This window comes from Pantoea trifolii, assembly GCF_024506435.1.
GTDB classification, from domain to species: Bacteria; Pseudomonadota; Gammaproteobacteria; order Enterobacterales; family Enterobacteriaceae; genus Pantoea; species Pantoea trifolii.
In genome coordinates, this window is record NZ_JANIET010000002.1 from 291,670 (window position 1) to 316,745 (window position 25,076).

At 53.4% G+C, this 25,076-nt stretch carries 20 protein-coding genes; 11 read left to right on the forward strand and 9 right to left on the reverse strand.

Features of this window, described 5'->3' with window-relative positions; translation table 11 throughout:
- The first annotated feature begins 148 nt into the window (after positions 1 to 148).
- Genes NQH49_RS20750 through biuH form a run of 3 tightly spaced genes read left to right on the forward strand, consistent with a single transcriptional unit; the run spans position 149 to position 3,600 of the window.
- Positions 149 to 1,597 (forward strand): amidase, encoded by a 1,449-nt coding sequence (locus NQH49_RS20750; protein ID WP_256698641.1) that lies wholly within the window; start codon positions 149 to 151, stop codon positions 1,595 to 1,597.
- A complete protein-coding gene (locus NQH49_RS20755) occupies positions 1,590 to 2,900 on the forward strand; it encodes a purine-cytosine permease family protein (protein ID WP_256698642.1) in 1,311 nt (436 codons plus the stop codon). The genes NQH49_RS20750 and NQH49_RS20755 overlap by 8 nt, the downstream gene beginning before the upstream one ends.
- Entirely contained in the window at positions 2,893 to 3,600 is a 708-nt protein-coding gene (biuH, locus tag NQH49_RS20760; RefSeq protein WP_256698643.1) for a biuret amidohydrolase, read from the forward strand. The genes NQH49_RS20755 and biuH overlap by 8 nt, the downstream gene beginning before the upstream one ends.
- Here the strand turns inward: biuH and NQH49_RS20765 are convergent.
- From NQH49_RS20765 to betI, 4 genes are all read right to left on the reverse strand, one after another.
- The gene (locus NQH49_RS20765) at positions 3,597 to 4,499 is read right to left on the reverse strand and encodes an alpha/beta hydrolase (protein ID WP_256698644.1); all 903 of its coding nucleotides are present in this window, start codon (positions 4,497 to 4,499) and stop codon (positions 3,597 to 3,599) included. The genes biuH and NQH49_RS20765 overlap by 4 nt on opposite strands.
- Positions 4,500 to 4,754: 255 nt before the next feature.
- The gene (gene betA, locus NQH49_RS20770) at positions 4,755 to 6,434 is read right to left on the reverse strand and encodes a choline dehydrogenase (protein ID WP_256698645.1); all 1,680 of its coding nucleotides are present in this window, start codon (positions 6,432 to 6,434) and stop codon (positions 4,755 to 4,757) included.
- Positions 6,435 to 6,462: 28 nt separating this feature from the next.
- Positions 6,463 to 7,935, reverse strand: coding sequence for a betaine-aldehyde dehydrogenase (gene betB, locus NQH49_RS20775; RefSeq protein ID WP_256698646.1), 1,473 nt, complete (start codon positions 7,933 to 7,935; stop codon positions 6,463 to 6,465).
- 13 nt (positions 7,936 to 7,948) lie between these two features.
- Positions 7,949 to 8,542, reverse strand: coding sequence for a transcriptional regulator BetI (betI, locus tag NQH49_RS20780; protein WP_256698647.1), 594 nt, complete (start codon positions 8,540 to 8,542; stop codon positions 7,949 to 7,951).
- A gap of 255 nt (positions 8,543 to 8,797) precedes the next feature.
- Here betI and NQH49_RS20785 point away from each other — a divergent pair, with 255 nt between their 5' ends.
- Positions 8,798 to 10,828 (forward strand): choline transporter, encoded by a 2,031-nt coding sequence (locus NQH49_RS20785; RefSeq protein ID WP_256698648.1) that lies wholly within the window; start codon positions 8,798 to 8,800, stop codon positions 10,826 to 10,828.
- A gap of 127 nt (positions 10,829 to 10,955) precedes the next feature.
- Positions 10,956 to 11,930: a UV DNA damage repair endonuclease UvsE gene (uvsE, locus tag NQH49_RS20790; protein ID WP_256698649.1), complete on the forward strand. Its 975-nt coding sequence runs from the start codon at positions 10,956 to 10,958 to the stop codon at positions 11,928 to 11,930.
- Here the strand turns inward: uvsE and NQH49_RS20795 are convergent.
- From NQH49_RS20795 to NQH49_RS20805, 3 genes are read right to left on the reverse strand one after another with little or no spacing between them, the layout of a single operon-like run.
- The gene (locus tag NQH49_RS20795; RefSeq protein WP_256698650.1) at positions 11,917 to 12,390 is read right to left on the reverse strand and encodes an outer membrane lipoprotein YfiB; all 474 of its coding nucleotides are present in this window, start codon (positions 12,388 to 12,390) and stop codon (positions 11,917 to 11,919) included. The genes uvsE and NQH49_RS20795 overlap by 14 nt on opposite strands.
- Positions 12,387 to 13,601 carry a diguanylate cyclase DgcN/YfiN gene (locus NQH49_RS20800; protein WP_256698651.1) on the reverse strand — a complete coding sequence of 405 codons (1,215 nt, stop codon included), beginning with the start codon at positions 13,599 to 13,601 and terminating at the stop codon, positions 12,387 to 12,389. Before NQH49_RS20800 ends, NQH49_RS20795 begins: the two co-directional genes overlap by 4 nt.
- Position 13,602: 1 nt before the next feature.
- Complete coding sequence (locus NQH49_RS20805) at positions 13,603 to 14,274, reverse strand: regulatory sequestration protein YfiR (protein ID WP_256698652.1); 672 nt, start codon at positions 14,272 to 14,274, stop codon at positions 13,603 to 13,605.
- A gap of 361 nt (positions 14,275 to 14,635) precedes the next feature.
- Here NQH49_RS20805 and NQH49_RS20810 point away from each other — a divergent pair, with 361 nt between their 5' ends.
- Entirely contained in the window at positions 14,636 to 16,684 is a 2,049-nt protein-coding gene (locus NQH49_RS20810) for an FUSC family protein (RefSeq protein ID WP_256698653.1), read from the forward strand.
- A gap of 546 nt (positions 16,685 to 17,230) precedes the next feature.
- On the opposite strand, the gene NQH49_RS20815 is transcribed toward NQH49_RS20810, so the two are convergent.
- Both NQH49_RS20815 and ascF read right to left on the reverse strand, forming a co-directional pair.
- The gene (locus NQH49_RS20815; RefSeq protein ID WP_256698654.1) at positions 17,231 to 18,667 is read right to left on the reverse strand and encodes a 6-phospho-beta-glucosidase; all 1,437 of its coding nucleotides are present in this window, start codon (positions 18,665 to 18,667) and stop codon (positions 17,231 to 17,233) included.
- 11 nt (positions 18,668 to 18,678) lie between these two features.
- Entirely contained in the window at positions 18,679 to 20,130 is a 1,452-nt protein-coding gene (ascF, locus tag NQH49_RS20820) for a PTS cellobiose/arbutin/salicin transporter subunit IIBC (RefSeq protein WP_256698655.1), read from the reverse strand.
- Positions 20,131 to 20,380: 250 nt separating this feature from the next.
- On the opposite strand from ascF, the gene NQH49_RS20825 reads away from it, so the two are divergent.
- The 5 genes from NQH49_RS20825 to NQH49_RS20845 all read left to right on the forward strand — a co-directional run bounded on the left by NQH49_RS20825 (position 20,381) and on the right by NQH49_RS20845 (position 25,058).
- Positions 20,381 to 21,400: a LacI family DNA-binding transcriptional regulator gene (locus NQH49_RS20825; RefSeq protein ID WP_256698656.1), complete on the forward strand. Its 1,020-nt coding sequence runs from the start codon at positions 20,381 to 20,383 to the stop codon at positions 21,398 to 21,400.
- A gap of 202 nt (positions 21,401 to 21,602) precedes the next feature.
- On the forward strand, positions 21,603 to 22,673 hold the full coding sequence (locus tag NQH49_RS20830) for an acyltransferase family protein (RefSeq protein WP_256698657.1): 1,071 nt from the start codon (positions 21,603 to 21,605) through the stop codon (positions 22,671 to 22,673).
- A gap of 403 nt (positions 22,674 to 23,076) precedes the next feature.
- Positions 23,077 to 23,250: an HTH domain-containing protein gene (locus NQH49_RS20835; protein WP_256699418.1), complete on the forward strand. Its 174-nt coding sequence runs from the start codon at positions 23,077 to 23,079 to the stop codon at positions 23,248 to 23,250.
- Positions 23,213 to 24,595 (forward strand): BglG family transcription antiterminator, encoded by a 1,383-nt coding sequence (locus NQH49_RS20840; protein WP_256699419.1) that lies wholly within the window; start codon positions 23,213 to 23,215, stop codon positions 24,593 to 24,595. Before NQH49_RS20835 ends, NQH49_RS20840 begins: the two co-directional genes overlap by 38 nt.
- Complete coding sequence (locus NQH49_RS20845) at positions 24,585 to 25,058, forward strand: PTS sugar transporter subunit IIA (protein ID WP_256698659.1); 474 nt, start codon at positions 24,585 to 24,587, stop codon at positions 25,056 to 25,058. Before NQH49_RS20840 ends, NQH49_RS20845 begins: the two co-directional genes overlap by 11 nt.
- Positions 25,059 to 25,076: the final 18 nt, after the last annotated feature.

The window sequence follows — 25,076 nt, forward strand, 5'->3', positions numbered from 1 at the left end:
CACATCTGTATTGTAAAGAAACATAAGTATTCGATCTTGTATCCAAGAGCGTATCCCATCTGGCCTGGCGGCCTGCACCCTCATTTCTGGTGTTTTTTGGCACGCAAACTGCAACGTTCCCGATAAGTCATAAATCGGGAGTATTCGCATGTTTGATGCACTGTTGGATGAGGATGCCACCACGCTGGCGGCGTTAATCCGGAGCGGCGACGTCTCGGCGCAGGAAGTGACGCAAGCCGCAATCGATCGTATGGAGCAGCGTGACCCGCAGATTCAGGCGTTTTGTACCGCCACACCGCAGTTGGCACTGCAACAGGCGGCTGCCGTGGATGCAAAGCGCGCGCTCGGCGAATCGCTGGGTGCGCTGGCGGGCGTGCCGCTGGCGGTGAAAGACCTGATATGCACCGCCGGCGTGAAAACCACCTCGGGATCGTATGCCTACGCCGATTTCGTTCCGGATGAGGATGACATCACCGTTGAACGCCTGCTGGCCGCTGATGCGGTGCTGCTGGGGAAAACCACCGCGCCGGAATTTGGTTACAGCGGTGTCGGGCATAATCCGCTGTTTCCATCACCGCGCAATCCGTGGGATCTCAGCAAAACGCCGGGCGGATCCAGCGCCGGTTCCGGTGCGGCACTGGCAGCGCGCCTGTGTCCGATTGCCTTAGGCAGCGACGGCGGCGGTTCGGTGCGCATTCCTGCTGCGCACTGCGGCGTGTTTGGCCTGAAAGCGTCAATGGGGCGCGTACCTTTGTGGCCGGGTTGTCGCGACGAGCGGTATCCCGGCGTTTCCAGCTGGGAATCGCTGGAACATATCGGCCCAATGACGCGTTCGGTGCGCGACAGCGCATTGATGATGTCGGTGATGGCGGGGCCCGATATGCGCGATCGCCACTCGATTCCCTGCAATGACGTCGATTGGCTAGCCGCGCTGAATAAGCCACTCGGTGGTATGCGCATCGCCTTCAGCGCGGATTTCGGCTACATCGCCGTCGACCCTGAAGTGCGTGACATTGTCACTCATGCTGCGCGTCGTTTTGCCCGTGAACTTGGCGCCGAATTGGATGAAGTCGATCCCGGCATCGCCGATGAAGGTGCCACTTTTGCCGCGCTGGTGGCCTTTGAGAGCGATCTTTCCGGCATGCGTAACATGCAAGCTGAACTCGGTTCACGTATGTCACCGCATCTCAGCGCCATGCTGCAACACGACTGGCGGGCTGAAACCTTTACCGACGCCAACACCACGCGTAAAAAGCTGTGCAATCAGATGTGGCGCTTTATGCAGCATTACGATCTGCTGCTGTCGCCGACGCTGGCGGTGCCGCCATTCCCGCTCAACATGCAGGGACCGGAGATTATCAATGGCCGCATGGTGCGTAGCGATCACTGGCTCTCATTCTGCTTCCCGTTCAATTTTACCGGCCAACCGGCGGCATCTGTTCCCGCGGGCTTTACCGCCAGCGGATTGCCGATTGGCATGCAAATCGTGGGTCGTCATCTGGACGATGGCCTGGTGCTGGCGGCAAGTGCCGCATTCGAGCGCATACAACCCTGGAATCACATCACACCTGTTTCAATCGGAGTTGCCCATGACTAACAAAAATTCACCGGCGTTAGAGCAGGAGTTCGAGCACGAACCGGTTCCGCTCAGCCATCGCCACTCGACCGGTTCGGTGTCGGCGGTGTGGTTTGGTTTCCCGATGATCCTCACCAATGCGCTGTTTGGCGGCATCATTACCTGGCATCTTGGCTTCTGGCCGGCGCTGATTGCCATTCTGCTGGGTAATCTGGTGCTGTTTGCCTATGTTGGCGCGCTCAGTTGGTTCGCGGGTAACACCGGCATGAACTTTGCGCTGCAGGCGAAACGCACCTTCGGCACCAAAGGCTACATTTTTGTTTCGGGCTTTCTCTCAATCGTGGTGATCGGCTGGTACGCCTTCCAGACCGGCTTAACCGGGACGGTGATCAACCAGACCTTTGGCTGGAACGCGCTGGCGGTGACGGCGTTTGCCATGGTGCTGTATACCGCCATCACCTTCCTCGGCGTGCGCGCCTTGTCAGTGCTCGGCATGATCGCGGCACCGCTGTTCGTGGTGTTGGGATTGGTGGCGCTGTGGCTGATTGGGAAGGATCATGATTTCAGCACCATCACGCAGTTTACCGGCAGCAGCAGCGCGGTGGGCGCGATGAGCATGGGCACCGCCGTAACCATGGTGGTGGCCGGTTTTGCCGATTCCGGCACCATGACGGCAGATTTCACCCGCTGGTCAAAAGACGGTAAATCGGCGGTGATTGCCGCGTTCTCTGCGTTCCCGGTGGCGAACGTCATCTCTTATCTGTTTGGCGTGGTGATTGTGGCGGTAGGCGCGGCAGTCGATCCCGCGAGCAACGGCGGCAACTTCCTGCCAATGCTAATGGGTCACGGCATGCTGCTCTCGGTGATTGCCTTCCTGTTTGTGTTTATCAACCTCGGTTCAGTGTGTACGCACTGCTTGTATAACGGCGCGGTTGGTTTTAGCCATCTTTTTAGCAGCAAAATGCGCTTATGGACGGTGATCCTCGGCGTGATCGGCGGCGCGCTGGCGCTGGCTGGCGTGTGGTCCTATTTCCTTGAATGGCTGAGTTTGCTCGGTATCGTGGTGCCGCCGTTTGGCGCGGTGATGATTGTCGATTTGATCTTCATGGCCAAAATCAGCGAACAGCGCAAATTGCGCCGTCTGCGCGGCAGCGCCTTTGCCGCCTGGGCGATCGGCAGCTTGTGTGCGGTGATTGCGCATATCGCTTTCCCACAGTTTGGTGAAGCAGTGATTGGTCTGGTCACTGCCGCCGCTAGCTACACGCTGATTGTGAAACTGAAACGTGAAAGTACGGTAAATGTGATGGAGGAAAAAAATGCCTGATTACGCCATTGATTCAACCCCTTACTCGTGGCCGTATGACGGCCGCTGCAGCCAACAGGATACCGCGCTGATCGTCATCGATATGCAAACCGATTTCTGCGGCAAGGGCGGTTACGTTGATAGCATGGGCTACGACATTGCTTTAACGCGCGCGCCGATTAAGCCGCTGCAGCAGGTGCTGGCAACGATGCGCAAGTTGGGCTTCCCGATCATCCATACACGCGAAGGGCATCGGCCCGACTTAAGTGATTTGCCTGCGAACAAGCGCTGGCGTTCGAAGCGCATGCAGGCAGAAATCGGCGCGCCCGGTCCGTGCGGGCGCATTCTGGTGCGCGGTGAACCGGGTTGGGAGATTATCCCGGAACTGGCGCCGCTGCCGGGTGAAGTCATCATCGATAAACCGGGTAAAGGCTCGTTTTATGCCACCGATCTCGAACTGATCCTGCGCAGCCGGGGCATTCGCAATGTGATCATCAGCGGCATCACCACCGATGTCTGCGTGCATACCACGCTGCGCGAAGCCAACGATCGCGGCTTCGAGTGTTTAGTCTTATCTGATTGCTGTGCGGCGACCGAGCTGAAACACCACGAAGCGGCGCTCAGCATGATCCATATGCAGGGCGGGATTTTTGGTGCGGTGGCCAGTTCGCAGACTTTGCTGGCGGGATTGGCTAGCAAACAAATGTCTGAAGTCGGTTAACGCTCTAGCCACCTTTGATAGTGCTCAGGCCACGCCATTGTCGGCGTGCCGGGCCTGCCCATACCAAATCCATGTCCGCCGTTGCTGTAGCGATGCATCTCCACGGGCACGTGCTGGCGCTTGCAGGCGTCAGCCATAATCAGCGTGTTATTTGGATCGGAAATCGGATCGTCCTCCGCCTGCACCAGAAAGAAAGGCGGCGATTGCGGATTAACAAACTCCTGCACCGACCATGCGGCGTCTTCACTGGCAGGCGCGTTTTTGCCCACCAGAATTTTGTGGGTTGAGGTGTGCGTGTAAGGCGGCTCCAGCGTGATGATGGGATAGATCAGCGCGGCGCGATCGGCGGTGGCGGGCAGGTTATCCAGTGCATCGGTGGCCCTATACGAGCGGAAATCCGCGCGCGTGACCGCCATTCCAAGCAGGTGCCCACCGGCGGAAAATCCCAGCACGCTGACATGCTTTTCACGCTGCCGCACCAGGCGCAGCGCGCGTTGTGCGTCCTGCAGTGAAACCATCGCGCCATCGTTCCAGTCTTCATGCGGCAAACGATAGCTCAGCACATAAGCGGTATATCCGCGTGCCGTCAACCAGGCTGCGGCTGGCCAGGCTTCTTTGCCCATTTCAATGCGCGTATAGCCGCCACCTGCGGCGATCAATACTGCGCGGCCGTTGGGCGAGGGCGGCGTTAATACGGTGAGTGTGGGCTGCACGATATTACGCTGCGCACCTTTGGCTGAAATAACCAAATCGCCAGCAGGACCGCCGCCGCCCGGCGGTAAATCAGGCCACAGCGGTAAAACTTGGGTTGTTACGTTCGCTGAAGCAGCAAAGGTTAGCCCGCTACGTACGGCCAGCGTGGAAAGTGTCAGATACGATAAAAAGTGGCGGCGGTTCATGGCGAATCCTCATGAAATTAGAGGCTTATTGAAGCAGATAAATCAGCAGAGAAGATGAAGAGGGCGTTGCTTTGTATTACCAAATGCGACGGGGGCGAGAATTAAGGGTTGTAGTTACAACATACTTTTAATTGATTATTAATAGTAACATGTAACCATTGTGCGGTGTTCAATTTGTCCAATGATTAAGACGCGAGTTGCAGCTTGAATTTGCGACAAAAGAAAAGGGCGACTAACGTCGCCCTTAAATCAATCTCATCCACGCATCGGTTCAGCGCGCACCGGTTTATCACCGGCAACAAAGTAATCCGCTTCGCTGCGCGGCAGCGGCTGGCGGCCACGAATGTTATCCGCGATTTTCTCGCCGATCATGATGGTAGTGGCATTCAGGTTACCGGTGATGATTAACGGCATGATTGACGCATCCACCACGCGCAGCGCTTCGACGCCATGCACGCGGCCTTCGCCATCAACGACCGACATCTCGTCAGTACCCATTTTACAGGTGCCGCACGGGTGATAAGCCGTTTCGCCATGATTACGCACAAACTCATCCAGCTGCTCATCGGTCTGGCAATCCAGGCCTGGGCTGATCTCTTTACCGCGATATTTATCCAGCGCCGGCTGGTTGATGATCTGGCGCGTGATACGAATCGCATCGCGGAACTCCTGCCAATCCTGTTCATGTGACATGTAGTTGAACAGAATCGCCGGATGACGGCGTGGATCGCGTGATTTCAGGCGCACATGGCCGCGGCTCGGTGAGCGCATCGAACCAACGTGACACTGGAAACCGTGCGCTTCCACTGCGTTCGAGCCGTTGTAGTTAATTGCTACCGGCAGGAAGTGATACTGAATATTCGGCCAGCTGAACTCTTCGCGGCTGCGAATAAAGCCGCCGCCTTCAAAGTGGTTGCTGGCGCCGACGCCGGTGCCGTTAAACAGCCACTCCGCACCGATTTTCGGCTGGTTCCACCACTTCAGTGCCGGATAGAGTGATACCGGCTCTTTGCACTCATATTGCAGGTACATTTCGAGGTGATCCTGCAAGTTCTCGCCCACGCCCGGCAAATCATGCACCAGCGGGATATCAAACTGTTTCAGCAGTTCAGCGGAACCGACACCGGAACGCTGCAGAATCTGCGGCGAGGCGATGGCACCGGCGCACAGCAATACTTCACGACGCGCGTGCGCCTGATGCGAGGTATTGCTGGAGCCTAGCAGATACTGCACGCCAACCGCGCGTTTACCTTCAAACAGAATGCGGTCAGTGGTCGCATGGGTGACGATTTTCAGGTTCGGACGCGTCTTAGCGGTATCGAGATAACCGCGCGCGGTGCTGGAGCGGCGACCTTTCGGCGTCACAAAGCGATCCATTGGCCCAAAACCTTCCTGCTGATAGCCGTTCAGATCGTCCGTGCGCGGATAACCCGCCTGCACGCCGGCTTCAATCATTGCCGCGAACAGCGGATTGTTACCTGGTTTACAGGTGGTGATACTCACCGGACCTTCGCCGCCGTGATAATCATTGGCACCGATATCGCGCGTTTCAGATTTGCGATAGTAGGGCAGGCAGTTCAGGTAGCTCCAGTTTTCCAGACCTGGCTCATTGGCCCAGTTATCGAGATCCATCGCGTTACCACGGATGTAGCACATGCCGTTGATCAGCGACGATCCGCCCAAACCTTTACCGCGTCCGCACTCCATGCGGCGGTTATTCATGTACGGTTCAGGTTCGGTTTCGTACGCCCAGTTGTAGCGTTTTCCCTGCAGCGGGAAAGCCAGCGCCGCAGGCATCTGCGTGCGGAAGTCGAAGCGGTAATCTGGGCCGCCCGCTTCTAAAAGCAGCACATTGACGCTGCTATCTTCGGTCAGTCTTGTTGCCAAAACGTTCCCTGCGGATCCGGCTCCGATAATGATGTAATCAAATTCCATTAGTCGTTCCTCAGGTTAAAAGCCAAAATTAAAATACGGACTGAAAACGGGTCATTTCGAGCTGCACCGATTTCACCTGCGTGTAGTTTTGCAGCGTCATCAAGCCATTTTCGCGGCCAACACCCGAATGCTTGTAACCGCCGACAGGCATCGCGGCGTCAGATTCGCCCCAGGTATTGATCCAGCATATACCCGCTTCAATCTGGTGAATCACGCGGTGCGCGCGGTTAAGATCCTGAGTTACCACACCCGCCGCTAGGCCAAATTCGGTGGCGTTGGCGCGGCGAACCACTTCTTCTTCGCTTTCGTAGGTCAGAATCGACATTACCGGCCCGAAGATCTCTTCGCGCACAATGGTCATCTCATCGCGGCAGTCGGTGAACACGGTAGGTTCAACCCACGCGCCGTTATCGAAGTCCGCGCCGCTCAGGCGTTTACCGCCGCACAGCAGACGCGCACCTTCGCTGATACCGGATTCGATAAAGCGCATCACGTTGTCGCGATGTGCGAAGCTCACCAGCGGACCGAAGTTGGTATCGGGATGGTTAAGATCGCCCGCCTTGATGCGCGCCACGCGCTCGGCGATTTTCGCTTCAAACGCCGCTTGCAACGTAGCCGGGATAAACACGCGCGTGCCGTTGGTGCAAACCTGGCCCGAGCTGTAGAAGTTCGCCATCATGGCGATATCAGCGGCGAGGTCGAGATCGGCGTCATCGAAGATGATCAGCGGGGATTTACCGCCCAACTCCATGGTGACGTCTTTCAGCGTTGAGCCTGCCGCATTCGCCATCACTTTCTTACCGCTAGCGACGCCGCCGGTGAAGGAGACTTTATCGATGCCCGGATGATCGGTGAGCAGCTGGCCGGTGACCGCACCGCGACCGTTCAACACGTTGAACACGCCGTTTGGTACGCCCGCTTCGGTGTAAATTTCTGCCAGCTTCAGCGCGGTGAGCGGCGTAACTTCGCTCGGTTTGAAGATCATCGCGTTACCGGCGGCCAGCGCAGGCGCGGATTTCCACAAAGCGATCTGAATCGGATAGTTCCACGCGCCGATACCGGCCACCACGCCCAGCGGTTCGCGGCGGGTATACACGAAAGAGGTGTCGCGCAGCGGGATTTGCTGGCCTTCCAGAGAAGGAATCAAGCCCGCGTAGTACTCCAGCACGTCGGCACCGGTCACAATATCCACGTATTGGGTTTCGCTCAGCGGTTTGCCGGTATCGAGGGTTTCCAGCGCGGCCAGCTCGTCGTTGCGTTCACGCAGGATATCGACCGCACGACGCAGAATGCGCGAACGTTCCATGGCGGTCATCGCCGCCCAAACTTTCTGGCCTTTTTTCGCTGCGGCAACGGCGCGATCAACGTCTGCGCGATCGGCTTCATGCACGTCGGCCAGCACTTCGCCGTTTGCCGGGTTGATGGTCTGGAATGTGTTGCCTGCCGCAGCGGGAACCCCTGCGCCATCAATATAAAGGTGTTGCTCGGTGAATCGGGACATGATTTCTCCTTCCTCAGTGATTCTGGTCAGCCAATTGCTGACGAATGAATTGGGTGGTGAGCTGTCTGGCGATAGCCAAATCGAACGGTTTGCCACTGAGCGCCGCGCGCAGCCACAGGCCATCAATCAGCGAGGCAAGGCCATGTGCCGCCAGGCGCGCCTTTTCGCGCGGAATAACGCGACGAAATTCGGCTGCCAGCGTGGAAAACAGACGACGGCTGCTTACGCGTTCTAAGCGCCCCAACTGTGGCTGATGCATGCTGCTGGCCCAGAAATCCAGCCAGGCTTTCATCGCGGCGCTGTGCACCTGCGAATCATCAAAGTTGCCTTCCACAATCGCCAGCAGGCGCGCTTCGGTGCTGGCGCCGGCCAGCGGTTTTAACCTTGCAGCTACCGCATCACGCAGTTGACGGGTTACGTCACGCATCGTGGCTTCCAGTAGACCGTTCTTGTCTTTGAAGTAGTGGCTGATGATGCCTGTCGATACGCCAGCACGTCGCGCAATCTGCGCAATGGTGGCGTCGTTGATCCCGACTTCGTTAATGGTGCTCAGGGTCGCATCAATCAGTTGCCGACGACGTATCGGCTGCATTCCCACCTTTGGCATAACACTCCAGCTCCACTTCAATCTTAGAACACTATTAAAACTTTTTTTGATTGCACGTTCAATATAAAAAAGAAATTTGTTAGGATGCTGTGCTTGGATTGTTACAAAAACGAAGCGGTGGGTTGAAGGGATCTCATCAGGTGTGTACTCACGCGCACCCCACGAAAACCGCACTTCCCTCGTCGGCTCGTCATTTATGGCGGCCGAATCAGGGTTCATTGGCACGTACTACAGGAAATTAACCAGAGGTAATCGATGATTAATCCACCTGCCAGTGAAAAAGACAGAATCAATCCTGTGGTGTTTTACACCTCAGCCGGACTGATTCTGACATTTTCACTTGTCACGATTTTTTACAGCGAACTCGCTGCCAGCTGGCTTCTGACCGCCGTCAATTGGGTCACGTCCACGTTTGGCTGGTACTACATGCTCGCTGCCACGCTGTACATCGTGTTCGTCATCTATATGGCGTGTTCGCGCTATGGCGCTATCAAGCTTGGGCCGGAGCAATCTAAACCCGAGTTCAGTTTACTGAGCTGGTCGGCGATGCTGTTTGCCGCCGGTATCGGTATTGACCTGATGTTCTTCTCGGTTGCCGAACCGGTAACGCAATATATGCAGCCGCCAGAAGGTGCAGGGCAGACCATGGAAGCCGCGCGTCAGGCGATGGTGTGGACGCTGTTCCACTATGGCGTCACCGGCTGGTCGATGTACGCCTTGATGGGCATCGCGCTCGGCTATTTCAGCTATCGCTACAACCTGCCGCTCACTATCCGTTCAGCGCTTTATCCAATTTTTGGCAAACGCATTAATGGCCCGATTGGTCACACGGTGGATATCGCTGCGGTGATCGGCACCATTTTTGGTATCGCCACTACCCTGGGAATTGGGGTGGTGCAGCTGAACTACGGCCTCAACGTGCTGTTTGATGTGCCGGAAGGTTTCACGGCACAGGCCGCGCTGATCGTGCTGTCGGTGATCATCGCCACCATCTCAGTGACCTCCGGCGTAGATAAAGGCATCCGTATTCTCTCTGAATTGAATGTCGCGCTGGCGCTGGGCTTGATTCTGTTCGTGCTGTTTATGGGCAAAACCGATTTCCTGCTCAACGCGCTGGTGTTGAACGTCGGTGACTACGTCAATCGCTTTATGGGTATGACGCTGAATACCTTTGCCTTTGATCAGCCACGCGAGTGGATGAATAGCTGGACGCTGTTCTTCTGGGCGTGGTGGGTTGCCTGGTCGCCATTCGTTGGCTTGTTCCTTGCCCGTATCTCGCGCGGTCGTACTATTCGTGAGTTCGTGCTGGGTACGCTGATTATCCCGTTCACCTTTACGCTGCTGTGGTTGTCGGTGTTTGGTAACGCGGCGCTGTATGAAATTATTCATGGCGACGCCGGCTTTGCCCAGGAAGTGATGGCGCATGCTGAACGCGGCTTCTACAGCTTGCTGGCGCAGTATCCGGCGTTCAAGTTCAGTGCTTCGGTGGCCACCATCACCGGTATGCTGTTCTACGTGACGTCGGCGGATTCCGGTTCGCTGGTGTTGGGTAACTTCACCTCGAAGCTGAAAGACATCAACAGCGATGCACCGAACTGGCTGCGTATCTTCTGGTCGATTGCGATTGGTGTGCTGACGATGGGTATGCTGATGACCAACGGGATTTCTGCCCTGCAGAACGCCACGGTGATCATGGGCTTACCGTTTAGCTTTGTGATCTTCTTTGTGATGGCCGGGCTGTATAAATCGCTGAAGGTCGAGGATCATCGCCGCGCCAGCGCCAGCCGCGACACCGCGCCGTACATTCCGGCCAGTAACGATCGCCTGAGCTGGAAGAAACGCCTGTCGCGCCTGATGAACTATCCGGGCACGCGCTATACGCAGAAGATGATGGAAGAGGTGCTGTTCCCGGCGATGCAGGATGTGGCGAAAGAGCTGGAGCTGCGCGGTGGACGTATCTCGCTGGAGCGTGCCGAGCCAGAAGAGGGGCAGCCGCTGGGCCACCTCGATCTGCGCGTGTTGCTGGGTGATGAGCAGGATTTCGTTTATCAAATCTGGCCGCAGCAGTATTCGGTTCCGGGCTTTACCTATCGCGCACGCAGCGGTAAGTCGACCTATTACCGTCTGGAAACCTTCCTGCTGGAAGGCAGCCAGGGCAACGATTTGATGGACTACAACAAAGAGCAGGTGATTATCGATATTCTCGATCAGTACGAGCGTCACCTGAACTTTATCCATCTGCATCGTGAAGCGCCGGGCAGCAATATGACGTTCCCGGACGTGTGATTTGTTGCGGTCGCCATAAATGGCGACCCTTCAAAACCCTGCACGGTTGATCGCCCTTTATGACGACCAACCGTGCACATTCCCAAATAACAGCTAAGCTTTCAGGCTGATTAAACGGGGGGATGAAATGAAATTAGGCTTTGCTTGTAAGTATCTGGATCAAAAGGCTAAACAGCCGTATCCCTTCAAAAGCACCACGCGCACGCGTTTTCTCAGCCTTGACGATGATTCACGCATCACGCTGCTGAACCAGCTGGCGCAAAACAATCTGCACAATCTCCTTCTCACGCTCGAACAGCTTGCTACTCAGCCGGATGCGCTGCGCATGATGCGCATCGGCAGCGATCTGTTGCCGCTGTATACCGTGCCGGAAGCCACGCAGTTATATGGCGAATTATTGCCCGATCTCACAACGTTATTACGCCGCTGCGGCGAGCTGGCGCGTGCCAATAATATCCGGCTCTCGTTCCATCCCGGTCAATATACGGTGCTGGCTTCCGATAACGATGGCGTGGTCGATCGTGCAATTGAAGACGTGGAGTATCACACCACCTGCGCAGTATTAATGGGTTATGGCCGCCAGTTTCAGGATTTCAAAATCAACATCCATATGAACGGTAAAAAGGGCTATGAGGGATTTCGCGCCGCGTTTCTGCGGCTGAGTCCTGAAGCGCGCAATATGCTAACGGTGGAAAATGATGAAATATCCTGTTCGCTGGACGATGTGTTGCAGGCGCGTGAGTTGTGTCCGGTAGTGCTGGATATTCACCATCATTGGGTGAAAGAGAACCACTATATTCAGGCAGACGATGCGCGCATCGCGCTGATTAAAGAGTCGTGGCGTGGTGTGCGGCCCGTTTTGCACTATTCAATTGCGCAGGAAGGTCTGATTCCCGATCACGGTTTCCCGGATCAGCAGGATTTGGCGGTGTCGAAAAGCAAACTTCGCGCCCATGCCGATTATTACTTCAATCAAAGCTTAAATGATTGGGCGCTGTCGTTTAACGCCTTCGATATTATGTGCGAAGTAAAGATGAAGAATTTAGCGCGCGACCGCCTTTATGATTATGCGATTGCGCGCCAGATAATTACGGCGCCGTAATTACAATCGCCACGCGGCGATTTTGCGCGCGGTCCTGCGCATTGTTGTTGCTGGCAATCGGTGCGCTCATGCCTAATCCGCGCGTAATAATATTTTCGCGCGGAATCGCGGCGCCTGTTGCCCATTGTGTTGCGACGGCGTTGGCTCTTTTCAATGACAGCTGCTGGTTGTAATCCGCTTTGCCGTAATTATCGGTATGACCGTCGATACGCACATGGTGAATACCGGTCGCCGCCAGATTTTTCGCCATCGACTGAATATTCTCTTTACTGGCGGGAGTAAGTTGCGCTTCATTGACGCCAAACAGGATTTTGTCCGACAAGCCTAATCCCCAGCCTTCGCTATTTTGGCTGAATCCGGCATTACGCATCGCCGCAATCTGCTCGTCACTGAAACGTCCCTTTGTCTGGCAACCGACCAGCGCTAACACACACACCATCAGGAAAATTTTCATCTTCATATCCGCACCTTACTCATTCCCTTGTTTTTGTACATGTTCATATCTGCGCGTTCCAGAATCGACTCAACGGTATCACCGTGCTGCGACCAGGCGTAACCAATGGTCACCGAGGTAGAAATCGATGTGCCTTCCGCAATAATGATTTTCTGGCTGATCGACTCGCTAATATCCTGCATCAGCAACTGCAGTTGCGCGTCGCTGGCGCGGCTGCTTACCAACATGGCAAACTCATCGCCACCTAGACGGGCGACCAAATCCTGCTTATAAGCCAATGTTGAAAGGCGTGAACCAATGGCTTTCAGCACCTCATCACCGGCCGCATGGCCCCAATTATCGTTGATGCTTTTAAAGCGATCGCCATCAAGAAACAGCAAAACGAAGCGCTCTTTCGCCAATTGCTGATCGAGCAACTGTGTTAAGCGCGCCACAAAGGCGGCGCGGTTGGCGAGGCCGGTCAACGGATCTTCCAGCGCTTTAGCCGCCAGCGTGCGGTTATCGCGCATCAGAGAAGCCTGCAGCGTCTGCATCTCTGTCAGCAACGAGTTGAGGTCATTCGAAAACAGCTGAAACTCGCGCGTCGGACTTTCTGGAATACGTAAGGAAAAATCACCGGAATGGATGACATAATGAATCGAGCTGGTGATGTTGCGCAACGAGGCGAGAATGCCGCGATGGAGGAATTCACTCAGCATGAAGGAGATGATTAATACGCACAGCATGCCGCTGGTCAGAATCATCAGCGAATAACGAATAAAATCCGCCGCGCCGGTCACCGTACCTTCCAACGTCAGCGTACCGACATTGGTTTCAGAGTGGATAATATTGACGCTAAACGGTTTGAGATAAATCCACTCACGTAATAAACGCGGATACCAGCCGGTTTGTTCCTGTTGATCATGCCAGTCCACTAAAACGGTTTGATCGTCAGTCACTAATTTCGCCGAATCGAACATGCCTTCATTGCCGAGTCGCGCGATTTTATTATGCGCGTCGTAACTGTCTTCAAAAACCGTGGCGGCGGTAAGCGTGGTGCTGAGCGTGGCGGCAATTAATTCGAGGTTTCTTTTCTCGTAGCTTTTAATAAACAGCAGGGAAGTCGAGGAGAGCAACAGCCAGCACAGCAGTAAAATTACCGCCGAGTTAATGGTGCTGATCTTACGCAACTTGTTGCGAATCGATGATTTATCATTAATTGAATTTTCTAATTTCATCTTATTTGCTTCCATTGCGGGACAGCAACAACACGTCCGGACTTACCTTGACGCCGCTCCTGGCAAGCGAATCAAGGTTGACTGAGAACAGCGTGTGATCTGATTTAAAGATCAGGCAGAAGGCGGCGCCGATGGTACATTCCGCATTGTTCTCAGCCAGGGTCAATACCGCTTTACCCTTGAAACGTTCAAACAGTTCAACCTGTTGTTGCGGAGTCTGATCGCCAAAATAGACCGCATCGCAATGCTGCGTCGCCAGTTCGCTCTCGCTGGAGAGATAAACCACGCTAAACGGTACAGATGAAGGCACTTTGTTTTGTGGCAGCGAAAGATGCTGTGCAGAAGAAAATATGCAAAGCTGCGGCGCACCGGTTAATCCCGGCCAATGGGTAAAACTAATAATGCCGCTGACAATGCGATTGGCTTTATCGTCTTTTATTTCAGCAATAGCTGAGCGAGAAATAAACAGCAGCAGAAAAAGGGCAGTAATGACGATTTTGCAGATGTGGAGCAGGGAAAGCAGCACGTCGGCTTCCCGAAGAATGTGATGTTTACGTAACATACTGCGTTCCCGAAAGTTCTTCGCATTGTTCAGCGCGCAAATATTACCATCGCTGCGGTTAAAAAAGTACACATCTCCCCGGTAGGGTCGCCATTCATGGCGACCTTGCATGCATAAATGCACACCCTGAGAAAATCCCCGCGATATTTGTACCTGTCTCTGCGCGAAATTATTTTATGGATAAGAAGCCAAAAAGGGCGTATTTGGCCAAAGTGTGATCCAACACACATTTATTGTCCTGATAACTGATGTGCGTTAAAGCGGCTCAAAACGCTGATGATGAGTAAATTAGCGACAAAACCGCATCTTTCCCTTGTGATTCCATTAGCAGAGCTTACACATTCCCATCGCAGGCAAATCGCGCCATGAACATGATTTTCGATTGCGAAACAATTCGACATATTTATCGAGGTGAGGCTTTTTCACATTCTGGCAGGATACGCAACATTCAGTACATCCTGGTCACCGTGTCATGCAGTGGTTGTCAAAAAACGCCGTTTTTTTTGCTGTAAAAACCTGTCTGGCCGCCTTTCTGGCACTCTATTTCGCACTCGAATTGAACCTGGATAAACCGGCCTGGGCGGTGACCACGGTTTTGCTTGCGTCGCAGCTCTATTCCGCCTCAACCATTTCAAAATCGGTGTTCCGCCTGCTCGGCACCTTATTAGGTGGCGTGTTCGTTTTCTTTATTTTTCCGCCAACCGTGCAGCATCCGCTGCTGTTCTGTTTCTGCATTTCGCTGTGGGTCAGCGTTTGCCTTTATCTGTCGCTGCACGACCGCACGCCGAAAAGTTACGTGTTTATGCTGGCCGGTTATAGCGCGGCGATCATGGGTTTTCCGGAAGTCACCACGCCGCTGTCAATCACCAGCACGGTGATTTCACGTATCGAAGAGATCACACTCGGCATCGTCTGTAGCAGTCTGGTGCATGCGCTGCTGTTTCCGGTATCAATGCGCAGCCTGCTGGAGCAGAGCGTCAGCCACTGGTATCTCAACGCGCGTAAACTGTGCAGCGATTTGCTTTCGGGTATTCCCAGCGACAGCTCGCCCGAGCGTGACGACATTCTGATTCGCATGGCGACCCATCCGCAGCAGGTGGAAGTGCTGATCACCCATTGCGTCTATGAAGGTGATGCCGCGCGGCGACTGATTCGGCTGGTAAGCGTGCAGTATCAACATCTCTCCTATCTGATCCCGACGTTAACGGCCATTGAGATGCGCCTGCAGCGGCTTTCAACACTGCAAGTCGCCTTCCCGGAAAACGTGGCGCAGACCTTTCAGCTGTTTCTGCTGTGGCTCAACGACGGTGAAGCGGTGGGGGAGACCGGCGGCATTCAACAGACGTTGAGCGCGTGTCAGGCTGAACTCAACCTCGCCTGGCAAAACGGCGAATTACCCACCGAAAACTGGCTGCTGTTTACCGGGTTAATGGAACGTCTGGCGGATTTTGTGCGTATTGCGGGTGCTTATCAAAGCGTCGGCGGATTGGTGAGCGATCTGTCGGGCGACACCACATTGGCGCGCGGTAAACGCACGCACCGCTTTTTCGATAAAGGGTTAATCCGGCTGTCAGCGTTAACCGCTTTTTGTGCCACCTTCGGTTCCTGCTTACTGTGGATGGGAACGGGCTGGCGTGATGGCGCATCGGCACCGGTGATGGCAGCGATTCTCTGCTCACTGCTCGCCAGTCAGGATACGCCGCTGACCTCGATGAAGCTGTTTGTGCGTGGCGTGATCGTGGCAATCATTATCAGCGTGATTTACGTGGCGCTTTTGATCCCGCAAGCGACCTCATTCGAAGCCCTGATGATTTGCCTCGCGCCCGGCCTGCTGCTGCTGGCACTGATGATCGCGCGTCCCACCACCAACATGATTGGACTGAGCGTGGCGATTCAGATTCCGGGATTTATTGGCCTCGGCCACCATTTAAAACCCGATCTGGTGCTGCTGATCAACAACGCGATTGCCACTATGGCGGGCGTAATGTTTGCAGTGATCATCACCGCCATCATGCGCAACAAACGTCCCTCATGGACTGCGCGCCGCGCCGTGCGACAAGGTCTGCGCGAGCTGTTGCGCTTTATTAAAGAGACCGAGCGCAATGGTTCGTCACTGCTGGGACGTCAACGTTTTATCAGCCTGATGCTGGATAAAGTGAACGTGGTGCTGCCGCGTTTACGCCTCGATCCGCATCCCGATATGCGTTCGGCTGGCATGTTGCTCAAGGAAGTGTGGCTAGGCGTCAACAGCTTTGACTATTACGCGCGCCACAAAGAGTTGCTGCAGCAATATCAGCTGGATAGCGGACAGATGTTTCATGAGCTGGCGCTGTTTCTTAAGCGCCGCCTGAAATCGCTGCAAACGCCGCCGCATGCGGATTTGCAGGAGGAGCTGGATTTACTGCTATTGAAGCTGGAACAACTGGCGAAACACGATGAAAAGGTGCTGACGCCGCTGTTCCATCTGTTCAGTATTCGGCTCTATCTGTTCCCGCAACAAGCATGGCCGATCATTAAGTAGGGTCACCATTCATGGCATGAGTGCGCAGGCCGGGGGCACTTTTGGTCCGGCGGTCCTCGCGCCGCTTACGCGGTCCCTTCACTTCGCTCGTCTGCCTGACGGACCGGCGGAGACGGGACTTCCTTGTCCCGGCTCCGCCTTTCGCCCGCGTCCTGCGGGCTCTCCTGGCTTCCTCGCTTCGTTCAGCGCTGCGGATTGCCTGCCCAAACGTGTCCCCGGCCTGCTCATAAGCTTCAGTGCGCGTTATTGAAAAGGGCACATTTGCCAGAGGCGCTGGCGCGTCTGCTGCGGCAAAAGGGCCAATCGCAGCGCTGAGGCCTTTACGTCGGGCCAGGAGCCTCATGCATGGATGCATGAGGCAGTTCGGGGTCGGCCAGGACGGCCGATCCGCGAACGGTCCGTTGGCACGACATGGAAGCCGAAGGCACCGCGCTAGCGGCGCGAGGACGGCCCGTGACGCAGCAGATGTGTCAGAGCCCGCTACCTATTCAAAGCAAAATGCGTTCTTAACTGAAAAGCATTACGCCATTCATGGCGACCATCTATTTAAATCGCGTCCAGATTCCGCCCGTTGCTGGCGATCACTTGCTTGTACCACCAGAACGATTTTTTGCGGATGCGTTCAAGGCTGCCGTTGCCTTTATCATCACGATCGACATAAACAAATCCGTAGCGCTTACTCATCTCGCCGGTCGATGCCGCCACCAAATCGATGCAGCCCCAGGTGGTATAACCCATCAGCGGAATGCCATCGGCAATCGCTTCGCCCATCGCCTGAATGTGTTCCTTCAGGTAGCTGATGCGGTAATCGTCGTTAATCTCGCCGTCGGCGTTGATTTCATCGCGCGCGCCGAGGCCGTTTTCCACCAGGAACAGCGGCTTCTGGTAGCGGTCATACATCATGTTCATGGTGATGCGCAGGCCGAGCGGATCGATGCCCCAGCCCCAATCGCTGCGTTTGACATGCGGATTGGTCAGCGATTTCACCACGTTGGCGGCGCTGCTGTTTTGCTCGTTCATCTCTGCCGAGGCGCAGCGTGAGGCGTAATAGCTGAAGGAGACGAAATCGACGGTGTGACGCAGCGTGGCGGCATCTTCCGGTTCCATCGCAATCTCCACGCCTTTCTCGCGGAACACCCGCGCGGCATAGGAAGGGTAAGCGCCACGCGCCTGCACATCAATAAAGAACAGGTTTTCGCGATCCTTCTCCAGCGCCGCCCACACGTCTTCCGGCTTGCACGACCACGGATAGAAGTTGCCGCCCGCCAGCATGCAGCCAACCTGGTTTTCCGGGTTAATTTCATGGGCGATTTTGGTCACCAGCGCGCTTGCCACCAATTCATGATGTGCCGCCTGATACTTCACCTGCTCCGGATTTTCGCCCGGTTCGAACACCAAACCTGCGCCAGAAAACGGGCTGTGCAGCAGGATATTGATCTCGTTAAAGGTCAGCCAATACTTCACCAGACCGTTAAATTCTTCAAAGCAGGTACGCGCGTAGCGGCTGAAAAATTCGATCATTTTACGATTGCGCCACGAACCGTATTCGGTCACCAGATGCATCGGCACATCGAAGTGGCACAGCGTCACCAGCGGCGTGATGCCATATTTCTGGCACTCTTCAAACAGGCTGCGGTAGAAGGCGATGCCTTCCGCGTTGGGCGTCAGCTCATCACCTTGCGGGTAAATACGGCTCCAGGCAATTGAGGTGCGGAACACGGTGAAGCCCATTTCCGCCATCAGCGCGATATCGTCTTTGTAGCGGCGGTAAAAGTCGATGGCGTCATGGCTTGGGTAATATTCATCGCTGCGCAGTGCGAAGCGCTTCTCCTGACCCAGCTTTACCGGCATGCGATGCGCGCCGTGCGGGATCATGTCCACCGTGGTTAAGCCTTTACCGCCCGCCAGATAGCTCCCCTCTGACTGATTGGCAGCTAACGCGCCGCCCCACAAAAATCCCTCTGGAAATGTCACTTCAGACATAAAAACCTCTTTTACACCTTGGATAAATTAACGTTGGCGGGTTTGACATCATCCGTCACCGGCTTTGGCTGTGCGGGCTCGGTAACCGGAATATCTTCAAAGCCGAGAATCAACGTCAGAATGAAGGAGAGCACCACCGACAGCACCATCACGCCGCCGACCCACACGATGCTCATCGGATTGGTGGGATCGAAAAACTGCACGCTGGTGAACAAGCCCGGCGAGGCCATCGAATGGCTGGCGAGCCCACCAATACCGGCTACCGCGCCGCAGATAAAACCGCTGATCAGGCTGGCGATTAGCGGTCGTTTCAACCTGACCGCCACACCATACAACGCCGGTTCAGAAATGCCCGCGACAATCGCCGATGCCGCCGCCGCAAACGCGGTTTGACGCAGTTCTGGGTTTTTGGTTTTGAACGCCACCGCCAGCGAAGAACCACCCAGCGACAGATTGGCGCCAATTTCCGACGGCATCACCATGCCTTCTTTGCCGGTTTCAGCAATGGTTTGAATGATGGTTGGCGTAAACACGCGATGCATACCGGTCATCACCAGCAGCGGCCACAGCGCGCCCATGATCGCCACCGACAACCAGCCAAGATAGCCGTGAATGGTGTAAACCAGCGCCGAAATACCGCTACCAATCCAGATGCCGAGTGGTCCGATCAGCACAATAGCGATCGGCGCAGCCACCAGCACAATCAGCATCGGCTTCAGGAAGTTCTTGGTAACCGCCGGCGTAATGCGGTCGATCCAGTATTCGATGTGCGAAAGAATCCACGTCATCACCAACGCCGGAATCACCGTGTAGGTGTATTTCACCGCCGTCACCGGGATATAGGCGAATTCCACCGCCTGACCTTGCGCCGCTTTGGCCATCAAATCGACAAAGTTGGGATGCACCAGCACGCCCGCGATGGCAATCGCCAGCGACATGTTGGTTTTGAATTTCAGCGCGGCTGAAGCGGCCACCATGATCGGCAGGAAGAAGAACGCGCCGTCACCAATCACATTGAGAATGATTAAAGTGGAGGCGCCTTTCTCCAGCACGCCGCTCATCTCCAGTACCATCGCCAGCAGCTTCACCATTGAGCCACCAATGATCGCCGGAATCAGCGGCGACATGGTGCCCACCAGCGCATCCAGAATCCCGGCACCGATGCTACGCAGGGTGATTTTGCGTTTCACAGGCGCCGCGCCGTCGCTGTTCGGTGTGCCGAGCTTCAGGACTTCCTGATAGGCGAGGTTCACGTTGTTACCAATGATCACCTGACATTGCGTATCGGTATGCACGACGCCCATCACGCCGGGAATGGCTTTCAGCACGGCGTTATCAATGTGCGCGCTGTCTTTCACCACGAAGCGCAGGCGCGTCATGCAGTGCGTCACTGCTTCGATATTGTTCAGGCCGCCTAGCGCAGCCACGATGGCGCGCGAAACGTCCGCATAATTTTTAGCCATGGATTTTTGATCTCTGATTATTTGGTAGAGGTACAGCGGTTTTCTGGGTGATTTTTAATCATAAGAAACCGGTTTCACAAAATCATGAAGATGTGATGCAAACCAGGCAAGAAATTTAAAATTCAATGATTGAAAGTGTGAAGTTGATCGCTGTCAGTGAAAGGGCGCTGATAAGGGGATGGCAGAAAAATTGCCGTACATTTCGTCGCTTAGGTACACTGATGCGATGAGCATCGAAAAAGAGTGAAACATGGCGACCATAATCGAGGTGGCAAAAGTAGCCGGCGTATCAAAAGCAACCGTTTCGCGCGTGTTGTCTGGCAATGGTTATGTCAGCCAGGAAAAACGCGAGAAGGTGTATCAGGCGATTGCTGCCACCGATTTCCGCCCTAACTTGCTGGCGCGCAATCTTGCAACCAAATCCAGCCAGACGATTGGGCTGGTGATTACCAACACTTTGTATACCGGCAGCTACTTCACCGAGTTGATGCAGCACTCCGCGCGCCTGATGGAACAGCAGGGACGTCAGCTGCTGTTAGTGGATGGTAAACACAGCGCCGAAGAGGAGCGCGCAGCCATTCAGTTCCTGCTCGATTTGCGTTGCGATGGTGTGATTATCTATCCGCGTTTTCTCACCACCGATGAAATGGACAACATCATCGCGCAGCATAAACACCCGATATTGGTGATTAACCGTCGTCTACGACAGCACGACAGTTACTGCATCTATTCCGATCAACAGCGCAGCAGCAGCGCTGCGGTGGAGCAGCTGATTGCGCTGGGTCATCGAGATATTGCCTTTATCACCGGTTCACTGGATTCGCCGACCGGGCGTGAACGTTTGGCGGGCTACCAGGCAGCGCTGACCAAACATGGTATTCCAATTAATGATGCGCTGGTGGTCGAAGGAAAATGGCAGGCGCAAAACGGCATGGCAGCGGTGGAACAGTTGCTGAAGCAGGGTAGGAATTTCTCAGCGCTGGTGGCCAGCAACGATGATATGGCGGTGGGCGCGCTCAAAGCGCTTGCGGCAGCGCAGATTGCCGTTCCTGCACAAGTGGCGGTGATCGGGTTCGATGATATCCCGCTGGCGCCGTTTACCATTCCGGCGTTATCCAGTGTGAAAATGCCGGTCACAGAGATGATTAAGGAAACCATCGAACGTTTGATTTCTATGCTGGACGGCGGCGAAATGCGCAATGACAAAACCTTCTCTGGCGAATTAATTTTGCGTGAATCTGTTGGGCCGGGACCGCATCACAATCTGTAATGGAAAATTTGAGTTTCTAATTCCATTAATTTAGTCATTGATACTTGATGGAAATAGGATTGTTTCTCCATTAATAAATGGCTTTCTTTTTTAAAGAGACTCTGATTTCAATCTGCTTTAATCAGAATTAGCCTGATTGATTGTAAAACTCTGTCAATGCTAATTTGACTTTACTCATCCAGTCATCTTTCCTGAGGGAATTATGCACGCACGTATAACGCACCTTGATGGTATGCGCGGCCTGGCGATCCTGTTAGTTATCGGTTACCACGCTTACGCACGATGGCCGGAATTATTGCCTTATGTCGCGCAAACACAACATATCCCACTTTTCAGCTTTGGCTGGCTCGGCGTAGAACTATTTTTCATGATTTCAGGATTTGTAATTTTTATGACGCTGGATAAATCCAACAGCTATATCAGTTTCCTGAAAAAGCGCTGGCTGCGGCTGTTTCCCGCGATGTTTATTGCCAGCATGCTGCTTTTCGCACTAGGCGGTTTCTTCCCGGAATGGTCAGCCATGACGCCGTACGTCAGGAATCTGCTGCCTGGATTGATGTTTACCAATCCGGAAACCCTGACACAATTAACCGGCATTGAATTTAAATCAATGGCGGGATCGTTCTGGTCACTGTATGTCGAAGCGGTTTTCTATCTGATTATTGGTGCCGTTTACTTTACTCTGGGCCGGAAATATTGCTTGCCTGCTTTACTGGTGCCAATGTTGCTATTATCCGCTTCGTCGGTATTAAAATCGCTTGGGCATCCGATGCTTATCGATATAATTTCCAAGTTTGGTTTTATACATTATTCCTGGTTTATGGTGGGTTGCCTGGTTTATGAACGTATGCACGGTCGCGATAAACTGTTCCATTACGCGATTGTCGCCGTGGCGATGCTGATTAACTTCGGCTATTTCGTCAAAAATGCTGGCATAATGACAGTCATTCCGTTGCTGATGGTGCTGGTGTTCTTTGTTGCCAGTTTCTACTCAAAGCAGATGGAGCGCTGGCTTTCGATACGCTTCCTGACGGCTGTTGGATTTGCCAGTTACGCATTTTATCTGATTCATGAAAACCAGATGATCGCCACGCTGATTAAACTTAACGTCTATATCAAGAGTGAAGTTGTCATGCTGCTGATGCCTATCATGGTGGCCTGCGTGCTGTACTACATTGCTTTCCTGATAACAAAATATGCCGAACCGGCACTGCGAAATATGCTAAAGGGGAAACGCATCCCCGCAGCGCCGCAATCCGGCGCAGGAGCGTAATCTCACTACTTTCCATACATATCAAATCGTAGGGTCGCCATTTATGGCGACCTAAATAATTTTCGCGCAAAGCATTAAATTCATTAAACCCAGACATCAATTGCTGGAGAAAGTAGTCGCTATCTGCGATTAGCATGTCGATGCCCATCACACTTCCTGCATTTCCCAGATCGTTTTTATAAGTTATTTTGAAAAATGATAACCTCGTCAAAATAATCCCTCAGATATTATTTCGAATTAAGCTCGCGCATAGTTCAAATCTGTTTTCGCCTTATCAGTTGTGATGAAGTGTTCAACGATATGTCCATCTTCTGCCCATCATTTAGTATTTTCCTCGTTGCTTATCTCTCGTATAAACGTATCCATGGTGGGTAACGGTGAAAAACAACCAAGGGCGTCAAGAATGACAGCACTGAACCAACGACAAAACGGAATTATTGATTTTCTGATCGCAGAGAATGATTGGGTTCCGGCGAATCGGGTTGCTGAATCTCTCGATATTTCTGTCAGTACGCTGCGAAGAGATATTGACGTTATCAATGAATTTTGTTCTGACAATCAACGTCGCAATTATTAGTAAGCCAGGATTAGGTTTGCGCTTTGATGGCGGATCGGTTTTCTCGCGCGGCACATCAGTTGTCTCTGAACAGCATCATGAAATATTGGGCACTAAACGCCTGGTCGGCATTTCTACTGATTTATTGACGCAATCACCCGCGCCATTATCACTCAGCGCGCTGTCGGAGAAATTTTTTGTCAGCCGATCTTCAATTGTGGAAGATTTGAAAAAGGTCGAGGCCTGGCTGGCTACATTCGCTTTGACGTTGATTCGCGACCATTCAGGCACCTATATCCACGGTAACGATCTGAATATACGTATGGCGTTAAAAGATATCATCACCGTAAGTGTATTAAGTCAGTATCAAACAGCGGATAGCCGAATTGACCGTTTTTCCAGAACCAAATTAGTCGATCAGTTTGGCAAGGTGAACGTGGATAATTGCATCTCGCTCATTGGTTTAATTGAAGATGAATTAACCTGTGCCATCAGTGAGCCTTATTACACCAATCTCTTTTCACATCTGCTGGTGACGATTCGACGTGCGGCGGGCCTTACGGCGCAATCGGACGTACAAACCTATACGCGACACGAGGGCAAGGAGTGGACGATTGCCGAGAAAGCCGTGAGCTGGTTGCAGGATGAGTACCGAATGATCTTACCGGCGATTGAAGTGAGTTATATCTATCAATATCTGATTTCATCGGGCCGCCATACGCTGACGTCAGGCGATAGCCTTCCGTTACCACTCAACAGCGAAGCCGATCGCTACGCAGATGGGCTGATTCGTGAATCATCAGAAGATTTAGGCCTCGACCTTAGCCTGGATAACAAACTGCGTCACGATTTAGCTCAGCATATTAAGCCAATGCTCAATCGACTTGCCTATGGCATCGCTATCCATAATCCATTGCTGGATGAAATTAAAAGTGAGCTGGGTAGCGCCTTTAATGCGGTAAAAAAGGCAGCTGATCGTATTAATCAAAAATATGGCTATGCGGATATCTCGGATGATGAAGTGGCTTATCTGACGATTTACCTACAAACCGCGCTGGATAAATTCCGTGCTGCTAAGAAGATCATTATAGTTTGCTCCAGTGGTGTAGGAACATCGCAGTTGTTATCCAGTCGTATCAATCGTGCGTTTCCCGAATGGGAAATTATTGCCATCGTTCCCGGCAGTCAGCTCTCGAACACACTGGAAATGAAGGCGTGCGATTTAATTATCTCAACCATCAAATTAGAGGATATTGAGTTACCGGTTGCCTATGTCTCGGCAATTTTCTCTAAGAAAGATATTGCGCGAGTTTCAGAAAGACTTTTTTCTGATGAAAATATGAAGGAGAAACATCATGCTGGATAAAGTGATCGTGTCAGATATTTTAACCCGCTCATGCGTGGTTACTGATTTAGTGGCGAGTAATAAATTTGAGGTGATAGAGGCATTATCTTCACTGCTTTATGCTGAAAATATTGTTAACGATAAAGCCTTATTTATTCAGGATGTGATGGCGCGAGAAGCGCTGGGGCCAACCGGGTTTGATAATCAGGTGGCGATACCTCACGGTAAATCGGTGGCAGTGAATGAAACCCGCATGGCGGTGGCTAATTTACGCACGCCGGTTGACTGGGAAACTGAAGAGGACGTAGCGGTAAAACTGGTGATTTTATTTGCGGTACGCAATGCCGATAGCGGCATTGGTCATATTAAAGTATTAGCCCGTGTGTCTGTGGCATTGGGTGATGATGAGATTGTTGAACGATTAATTAATGCCAAAACCAACGAAGAGTTGTATCGGCTAATCGTCAATAATACCGGAGTATAAACTTTTTACCTGGAGTTT

Bases quoted from the DNA above. Each gene is read 5' to 3' on its own strand.
- NQH49_RS20825 (WP_256698656.1), top strand. From the start codon at position 20,381: ATGGCGACCATAATCGAGGTGGCAAAAGTAGCCGGCGTATCAAAAGCA.
- NQH49_RS20795 (WP_256698650.1), bottom strand. From the start codon at position 12,390: ATGAAGATGAAAATTTTCCTGATGGTGTGTGTGTTAGCGCTGGTCGGT.
- NQH49_RS20815 (WP_256698654.1), bottom strand. From the start codon at position 18,667: ATGTCTGAAGTGACATTTCCAGAGGGATTTTTGTGGGGCGGCGCGTTA.
- NQH49_RS20750 (WP_256698641.1), top strand. From the start codon at position 149: ATGTTTGATGCACTGTTGGATGAGGATGCCACCACGCTGGCGGCGTTA.
- betA (WP_256698645.1), bottom strand. From the start codon at position 6,434: ATGGAATTTGATTACATCATTATCGGAGCCGGATCCGCAGGGAACGTT.
- NQH49_RS20785 (WP_256698648.1), top strand. From the start codon at position 8,798: ATGATTAATCCACCTGCCAGTGAAAAAGACAGAATCAATCCTGTGGTG.
- NQH49_RS20810 (WP_256698653.1), top strand. From the start codon at position 14,636: ATGCAGTGGTTGTCAAAAAACGCCGTTTTTTTTGCTGTAAAAACCTGT.
- ascF (WP_256698655.1), bottom strand. From the start codon at position 20,130: ATGGCTAAAAATTATGCGGACGTTTCGCGCGCCATCGTGGCTGCGCTA.
- NQH49_RS20845 (WP_256698659.1), top strand. From the start codon at position 24,585: ATGCTGGATAAAGTGATCGTGTCAGATATTTTAACCCGCTCATGCGTG.
- uvsE (WP_256698649.1), top strand. From the start codon at position 10,956: ATGAAATTAGGCTTTGCTTGTAAGTATCTGGATCAAAAGGCTAAACAG.
- NQH49_RS20840 (WP_256699419.1), top strand. From the start codon at position 23,213: ATGAATTTTGTTCTGACAATCAACGTCGCAATTATTAGTAAGCCAGGA.
- betB (WP_256698646.1), bottom strand. From the start codon at position 7,935: ATGTCCCGATTCACCGAGCAACACCTTTATATTGATGGCGCAGGGGTT.
- biuH (WP_256698643.1), top strand. From the start codon at position 2,893: ATGCCTGATTACGCCATTGATTCAACCCCTTACTCGTGGCCGTATGAC.
- NQH49_RS20755 (WP_256698642.1), top strand. From the start codon at position 1,590: ATGACTAACAAAAATTCACCGGCGTTAGAGCAGGAGTTCGAGCACGAA.
- NQH49_RS20765 (WP_256698644.1), bottom strand. From the start codon at position 4,499: ATGAACCGCCGCCACTTTTTATCGTATCTGACACTTTCCACGCTGGCC.
- NQH49_RS20835 (WP_256699418.1), top strand. From the start codon at position 23,077: ATGACAGCACTGAACCAACGACAAAACGGAATTATTGATTTTCTGATC.
- NQH49_RS20830 (WP_256698657.1), top strand. From the start codon at position 21,603: ATGCACGCACGTATAACGCACCTTGATGGTATGCGCGGCCTGGCGATC.
- NQH49_RS20800 (WP_256698651.1), bottom strand. From the start codon at position 13,601: ATGAAATTAGAAAATTCAATTAATGATAAATCATCGATTCGCAACAAG.
- NQH49_RS20805 (WP_256698652.1), bottom strand. From the start codon at position 14,274: ATGCAAGGTCGCCATGAATGGCGACCCTACCGGGGAGATGTGTACTTT.
- betI (WP_256698647.1), bottom strand. From the start codon at position 8,542: ATGCCAAAGGTGGGAATGCAGCCGATACGTCGTCGGCAACTGATTGAT.